Annotated in this window: 5 protein-coding genes and 6 pseudogenes; 7 read left to right on the top strand and 4 right to left on the bottom strand. The window is 37.0% G+C overall.

Annotated features, from left to right (window positions below; all coding sequences use genetic code 11):
• On the top strand, window positions 1-288 hold a 288-nt coding region (locus BJN41_RS01945; protein ID WP_141730349.1), incomplete at its 5' end, for an IS3 family transposase.
• Between the two features lie 2 nt (window positions 289-290).
• Here the strand turns inward: BJN41_RS01945 and BJN41_RS01940 are convergent.
• Window positions 291-518: a hypothetical protein gene (locus BJN41_RS01940; protein ID WP_070152660.1), complete on the bottom strand. Its 228-nt coding sequence runs from the start codon at window positions 516-518 to the stop codon at window positions 291-293.
• Window positions 519-612: 94 nt separating this feature from the next.
• Here BJN41_RS01940 and BJN41_RS01935 point away from each other — a divergent pair, with 94 nt between their 5' ends.
• Window positions 613-1530 carry an Arc family DNA-binding protein gene (locus tag BJN41_RS01935; protein ID WP_070152657.1) on the top strand — a complete coding sequence of 306 codons (918 nt, stop codon included), beginning with the start codon at window positions 613-615 and terminating at the stop codon, window positions 1528-1530.
• 51 nt (window positions 1531-1581) lie between these two features.
• On the opposite strand, the gene BJN41_RS01930 is transcribed toward BJN41_RS01935, so the two are convergent.
• Both BJN41_RS01930 and BJN41_RS01925 read right to left on the bottom strand, forming a co-directional pair.
• Window positions 1582-2790, bottom strand: coding sequence for an IS256 family transposase (locus BJN41_RS01930; protein WP_070152654.1), 1209 nt, complete (start codon window positions 2788-2790; stop codon window positions 1582-1584).
• Between the two features lie 73 nt (window positions 2791-2863).
• A pseudogene (locus BJN41_RS01925) lies at window positions 2864-3790 on the bottom strand (IS4 family transposase); the annotation flags it as partial.
• Window positions 3791-3945: 155 nt separating this feature from the next.
• Between BJN41_RS01925 and BJN41_RS01920 the strand changes: the two are divergent.
• The 5 pseudogenes from BJN41_RS01920 to BJN41_RS16050 all read left to right on the top strand — a co-directional run.
• Window positions 3946-4155, top strand: a pseudogene (locus BJN41_RS01920) (cold-shock protein); the annotation flags it as partial.
• A 56-nt stretch (window positions 4156-4211) separates the two neighbouring features.
• Window positions 4212-4775 (top strand): annotated as a pseudogene (locus BJN41_RS01915) (IS701-like element ISAba11 family transposase); the annotation flags it as partial.
• An 8-nt stretch (window positions 4776-4783) separates the two neighbouring features.
• A pseudogene (locus BJN41_RS01910) lies at window positions 4784-5500 on the top strand (IS701-like element ISAba11 family transposase); the annotation flags it as partial.
• A 30-nt stretch (window positions 5501-5530) separates the two neighbouring features.
• Window positions 5531-5800: pseudogene (locus BJN41_RS15260) on the top strand (IS701 family transposase); the annotation flags it as partial.
• 255 nt (window positions 5801-6055) lie between these two features.
• Window positions 6056-6187, top strand: a pseudogene (locus BJN41_RS16050) (excalibur calcium-binding domain-containing protein); the annotation flags it as partial.
• A gap of 37 nt (window positions 6188-6224) precedes the next feature.
• Here the strand turns inward: BJN41_RS16050 and gigC are convergent.
• Window positions 6225-7106, bottom strand: a complete 882-nt coding sequence (gene gigC / locus BJN41_RS01895) for a LysR family transcriptional regulator GigC (RefSeq protein WP_019837525.1) — start codon at window positions 7104-7106, stop codon at window positions 6225-6227.
• Window positions 7107-7126: the final 20 nt, after the last annotated feature.

Raw genomic sequence — 7126 nt, 5'->3', positions numbered from 1 at the left:
TTTAGAGCGCTGTTACTGAAAAATGATTGTACTCAGAGTATGTCTAGACGTGGAAACTGTTGGGATAATGCAGTGACTGAAAGCTTCTTTCATACATTAAAAGGTCATGTGGTACATGGCAGTGTGTTTTCGACTCGAAAAGAAGCGAATGCTGTCTTGTTTGACTATATTGAAATTTATTACAATCGAGTCAGAAGACATTCTGCAAACGGCTGGTTAAGTCCAGAAGCCTTTGAACAGAAATATATTAAAAGTTTAGAGGGGCTGGTTGTCCACGATACTGTCTAGGATCACCTCTCGGTAATAAGTCTGTATATGTATTTTTCTGAAAAGCCGGTTTCAATTTTTATCAAACTAGCATCATGCCCTCTTGCATACATCTCAACACCTTTTTTTCTGTTGATGTATTCAAGATATTTCTTTTTTTCTAATGCCCCTTCATCAAAAGTTGGCCATTCCACAATATCCTGAAGCGCTGCACCAATACGCCCTTTTCTTAAAGCAACTAAATTTGTCATTACCGAAACCACAAAAGGTACCTAGTAGGTACCATATTGAGTTTTTTTGTAAATGTCAATAACCTAAGAAATGACTATTAACTAACGAATTCGTATGAGCTTTCTTCAAAAAGATCCGCAGTATAAGCTGCGGCTCCCGGCAGATTTGAAAGAAAAAATTGAGCAATCTGCTCAAGAAAAAAATCGATCTATGAATGCCGATATCGTTGCGCGTTTACAAGATTCTTTTGATGTAGATATCAACTCCTTAAATACAGTACTAAAAGCAATAGAGGAATTAGTCAGCAAAAATATTTATTCAAATCGAAAGGCTCATTTATCAAACCGCCTTAACTTATTAAAGGATCAGTTTAATAGAATTGAAAAAAACTTATCTTCATCAGTAATTGCGTATAAAATCAATGAAGAATATGCGGAGCATGTTGATCTTTGGTTTAAAGGAAAATTAGAACCGTCTTTTTCGCAGTTAAGGAAAATAGCTCAATTATTTAATTGCAATGTTGAGTGGTTATTTCATGGCATAGGTCATCCTTTCACCATTCTAGAAGATAATTTTCCTCTCGATAATTCTGCCGCTATAGAATGGCTTAATAAGTCTCATAATTTATATAATCAACCAATAAAAATTTTGTTACTACGTAGTAAAGATGATCTTGGTGATTTTTATATTGTTAAAATATATGAATCTAACCTATTTGAAATTATTTTCATAAAAAATATAATATTAAACAAAATGTTATATGAGGACAATTTAAAAAATATTAAGATATTTTCTAATATCTTAAAGGATATAAATAAGAATTTAGAGTTAACTTCTTTAAGAAAAAAAATAAAAAGTTTTATCTTAAAAAATAATGATTTCGAAGAGTTGGTTGCTGGTAATATTCATCCTCTATCTGTACTTAATACTTATACCCCTTGGTGGGAAGATATTTGGGATGAAGGCTTCTATCACAACAATCAATATTGGGATGGTTGGATTGAGTTATGTGATAAAATTCATGAAGAATGAAAGATATGTAAAGAGCCTGTAAATAATTTTGTGTAATTGCTTATCATAAATTTAAAGGCGATTGCTTAAGCGGTCACCGAATTCAATAATAAAGCGGCTCATGGCTAAACGCCAGTCGCGAATAGGCATATTCCACTTTTTAGACGCTGCATCAATTGCCAGGTAAATCACTTTACGTACAGAATCATCCGTTGGAAAGACTTTACGCTTTTTGATCGCCTGACGTATTACGCTGTTTAATGATTCGATCGCATTGGTGGTATAGATGGCTTTGCGTATCTCGGCTGGATAAGCAAAGAAGGTATTTAGATTCTCCCAGTGTGTACGCCAGCTTTTGCTGATCTGTGGGTACTTGTCATCCCATGTTTGGGCGAATTGATCCAAGGCCATCAAGGCTGCCTCTTCAGTAGGTGACTGATAAACGGCTTTTAAATCCTGAGTGACCGCCTTGTAATCTTTCCATGATACGTATTTCAAGCTGTTACGCAGCATATGGATAATGCACAGCTGGATATGGGTTTGCGGGTATACGCTGTTAATGGCATCAGGAAAGCCTTTTAGTCCATCCACACAGGCGATCAGAATATCCTGCAACCCTCGGTTTTTAAGCTCAGTCAGGACATTCAGCCAGAACTTTGCACCTTCATTCTCAGCCATCCACATGCCGAGCAGTTCTTTCTGTCCATCAAGATTAATGCCTAAGGCAAGGAATACAGCCTTGTTGATAACACTGCCATTATRACGGACTTTAACTACAATACAGTCCATATAGACGATGGGATAGAGTGCATCCAGCGGACGGTTTTGCCATTCAGCGACTTGCTCCTTAACAGCATCAGTCACCTTGGAAATAAGCGTTGGCGATACATCAGCATCGTACATTTCTTTGAAAGTAGCCACGATTTCACGGGTAGTCATGCCTTTGGCATAAAGGGATAGAATTTGGCTATCCATTTGCGTGATACGAGTCTGATTCTTTTTAATTAGCTGTGGCTCAAATGTGCCATCACGATCTCGTGGTGTGGTGATCTCAATCTCACCATCATCGCTCAGCACGGTCTTACTGGAATAACCGTTACGAGCATTTGAACSGTTCTTACGAGCATTCTTTTCATGTCCGAGATGTTCGGTAAGTTCGRCATTGAGAGCCGTTTCAACAGTGAGTTTAGTCAACAATCGGGTGAATTGATTGAGATCGTCTTCTGTTTTGATTCCTTTAGCAAATTCTGCTGCAAGGTCTTTTAGTTTTTGTTCGTTCATCATGTTGCCTGACTCCGTTGTGAATATGAACATAGCAAATTCAGGCAATTACACAATTTAATTTACAGTCTCATGACTTTAATTTTAAATTCTGTTTAAGTGCTTTAAAGAACAGTTCCACTTTCCAACGGTCTTTATAAATTGCAGCAATCGTTGATGCTGCCAGATGAAAGTTATTACTCAGAAACTCAAACGTCCTGTTCTTATCGGCATCATAAAATTCTATACGTCTTAATAATTTGGGAGCACCTCTTTTCTTTGCATGAGCACTACTTAATTCAATCCACTCATCCGCAATAATACCTTTAGATGCTAATACGCTGCGGCTAGATTTCACTTGATAAACTGTCTTTGGGCGCAATCGGGTGACAAAGCTGACCTTTTGATGAGTCAATTGGGCAAACCATTGATAATCAATATATCCTTTGTCAAATACGACAATACTGCCAGCAGGAAATTTAAATGCTCTGCCTTGTACCATATCATTTTCAATGCCATCCCCAAGCGCCACAAATTCAGGAATGGTATTGCTGTGATTTAAGCCAACGCTAAGTTTCATGCTGGCTTTGGATTCATGCACTTTGGCCCATTCACATAAAGAAAGTGACAGATCAATATGGCTGGCATCCAGGGAATATAAGGGATTCTTAAAGCGGAATTTATGAGCTACTTTTGAGTGTTCATAAGATTTAAGCAAGGTGTAAAATAGCTGTTCATACAAGGCTGCAGGCTGTTCCTGATTGATTCGAGCCAGTGTACTGCGAGGGATAGACTTTGCTCCGAGAGCATTCAGCTTTTCTTGTTGACACTCTAGATTAGATTGAATATCCCGCAGACTTTGTCTGCAGGAAAGTTGAGACATCAGTATGGCAATGAACTGATCCCATCTTGAAGCAGCTCTAAATTTCTGACCGACATGATGTATTTGAACAAGACGTTCAAAATCTTGTCGGAGTATGGGTTTAATCAATTGATGAAATACGGTATTCTGATATGACAAAACCTGAGTCCTTGGTCGTTAAAGTGTTGGTTCGCACTTATATTTTAACGATTCAGACTCAGGTTTTTTTATTTAAATCAAACTATGGGACAGCAGTGGCATTTTCGCCTCTTTTTTTATACAATAATCAAAAACTAACGTGTAAAGAGTAATTTATGTTTTTAGAAGGAAAAATAAAAACTTATAACGAAGAACGAGGCTTTGGTTTTATTCAAATAGAAGGAGAGCCTAAAGATTTATTTTTTTATATTAAAGATTTTCCCAATAAAAATATTCCACTAAAAGTGGGAGAAAATCTAAAATTTCGTAAAGTAGAAGAAAATGGCAAGTTCAAAGCAGATAATATTGTCCGTTTAGATATTAAGTAGGACTTACGCATTGACGGATTCAAAAAAGTATTAAAATACTTTATAAAGTATCTGTGATCAGACGAATTAAAAATGCTTCTACAGCAACTTGTACTCTACCCATTTATATGGGCTTTCTCATGACAGAACCGAACTCTATTAGCTGCACACAACTTGCCGAGACTTATAATATCTCGCATGATAGTGTAAATCGCTTTCTAGAGCGTGAAGACTACACACCTCACGACCTATATCAAGAAGCAATTCAACATATTGATAATAATAAACTTATAGTCAGTATTGATGATACTGTTTTAGATAAACCATATAGTCAACATATGGACTTRGTTAGCTATTTTTGGTCAGGCAAACACCACCGATCCGTCAAGGGTATTAATCTCATTACCTTGTATGCGACAGATCAAAATGGTCAAAATATTCCAATTAATTTCCGAATTTATGACAAATCTGAAAGTAAAACCAAGAATGATTACTTTATGGATATGTTAAGTGAAGTACTCAGTTGGGGTGCAAAGATTCAATTTATTACAGGTGATAGTTGGTATTCATCGACTGGAAATCTAAAAACCATAAGAAAATATGGTATTCGATTTATGTTTGGTATCGACTGTAACCGTAAGGTTTCAAGGGTATTAATCTCATTACCTTGTATGCGACAGATCAAAATGGTCAAAATATTCCAATTAATTTCCGAATTTATGACAAATCTGAAAGTAAAACCAAGAATGATTACTTTATGGATATGTTAAGTGAAGTACTCAGTTGGGGTGCAAAGATTCAATTTATTACAGGTGATAGTTGGTATTCATCGACTGGAAATCTAAAAACCATAAGAAAATATGGTATTCGATTTATGTTTGGTATCGACTGTAACCGTAAGGTTTCCCCAGAAAAAGGACAATGGTTTCAACTGCGTTTATTGCCAGATTTCCATCAGGGTCAAGTGGTCTGGCTCAAAGATTTTGGCTTTGTACAATTATTTAAGACTCAGTTAAAAGAACAGCAGAGGTTTTATATTGTGCATCAAGATGAAGATGATTTATTGTCCTTTGAGGGTTTTCATGAATTACATTCAAGTCATTGGAAAATAGAACAATATCACCGAGTGATTAAACAGGTTTGTCATATTGAAAAGTTTCAAGTAAGACGATCTAAACTGATTTTGAATCATATTTTTTCAGCCTTGATGGCCTACGTCGAGATACAAAAGAACCAGTTTGAGGGGATCTTTGAAAATGTATATCGTTGGCAGAAGAAATTATTTAGACCAATCATCAAAGACTTCATTGATGACTTTATTCTCGATAAAAATCATCTGCTACCACAGAGAATCTATAAATGATAGTGCGTAAGTCCTAGTCATGAATTACATTCAAGTCATTGGAAAATAGAACAATATCACCGAGTGATTAAACAGGTTTGTCATATTGAAAAGTTTCAAGTAAGACGATCTAAACTGATTTTGAATCATATTTTTTCAGCCTTGATGGCCTACGTCGAGATACAAAAGAACCAGTTTGAGGGGATCTTTGAAAATGTATATCGTTGGCAGAAGAAATTATTTAGACCAATCATCAAAGACTTCATTGATGACTTTATTCTCGATAAAAATCATCTGCTACCACAGAGAATCTATAAATGATAGTGCGTAAGTCCTATTAAGGTTGCAGTCGAAAGGCATACACCTCAATCAAGGGCAATTCATACGACAAAGCAGAATCATAAAAGACAGCAGAAGGCTGAAAATAACTCATCCAATTTTGTGACTTATATTGGTATATTGATTATATTCGGCTTGGCTTATGCAGTATTTAATAAGTACCAAGCTTGGCAAAATAGCCAGCCTGAAGCTTTATCAGTACAAAAAGTAGTAGAAGTTCCAGTTGTTGAACAGAACTTTACTTGTGATGGGCGTGAGCACTGTAGTCAAATGACGTCTTACGAAGAAGCATTATTCTTTATACGAAATTGTCCAAATACTAAAATGGACGGTGATGGTGACGGCATACCATGTGAGAGTCAGTTTTAATTGTTAAAAAGAGTACCTTGATTGGTACTCCTAGGAATTATTTCGCGTCGCAAAACTTCATAAATGCCCTTAAACCAGGCCCTTGGTATTTCTGACGATGCACCAACATGAATAACGGGCGCGTCAGTTGCCAGAAAGGTGTATCTAAAATCACCAATTGACCTTTTTCTAGTAAAGGTTCAATCGCCAATCGTGAAATACACGACATACCAATTCCACCTGCGACAATTTTTAAAATCGCTTCGTTATGACCCAAAGTTAAACGAATATTGGCATCAGGCAGGTCTTTTAAAATTGCATTGTCAAATACTTCACGGGTACCTGAACCTTCTTCACGTAAAATCCACTCGGCATCTTCAAAATCTGCAATGCTTAAGGCACGGTTTAACTGCGCTAGAGGATGACTTGGCGCACAGCACACTGCGAGCTCATCATCACGCCAATGAATACATTGGAGTTGTGGTAAGTGACAAGAGCCTTCTATCAAGGCTAAATCTAGCTGAAACTGATTCACAGCTTCAATCATTTGGCGGGTATTGCCCACTTGTAATTGTAAATGCGCCTGTGGTTGAATTTGCAAAAAGTCTGCCATTAAATCAGGCATCAAATAGTCACTAATGGTGAGAGTTGCGCCTAAACGCAAATCGATGCTTTGCAGCTCACCTTTAGCGGCTTGCTCAAATGCTTCACAACGACCCAAAATTTCTAAGGCTTGTGGCAATAAAAAACGACCCAAATCATTTAGTTGTAGACGCTTACCCAAACGGTCAAACAGTGGAGCACCCAAGCCATCTTCCAAATCTGCTAAGGCCATGCTTGCAGCACTTTGGGTGAGCTTAACGGCATCACTGGCTTTGGTTACTGTCCCTTCTTGGGCAACTGCTACAAAAACCGCCAACTGGCGTAAAGTCATGCGCATGARTCAAGCCTTAACATTTA

This window comes from Acinetobacter towneri, from assembly GCF_001758345.1.
In the GTDB taxonomy this organism is placed as follows: Bacteria; Pseudomonadota; Gammaproteobacteria; order Pseudomonadales; family Moraxellaceae; genus Acinetobacter; species Acinetobacter towneri_A.
This window is presented reverse-complemented; position numbering and strand designations above follow the sequence as displayed.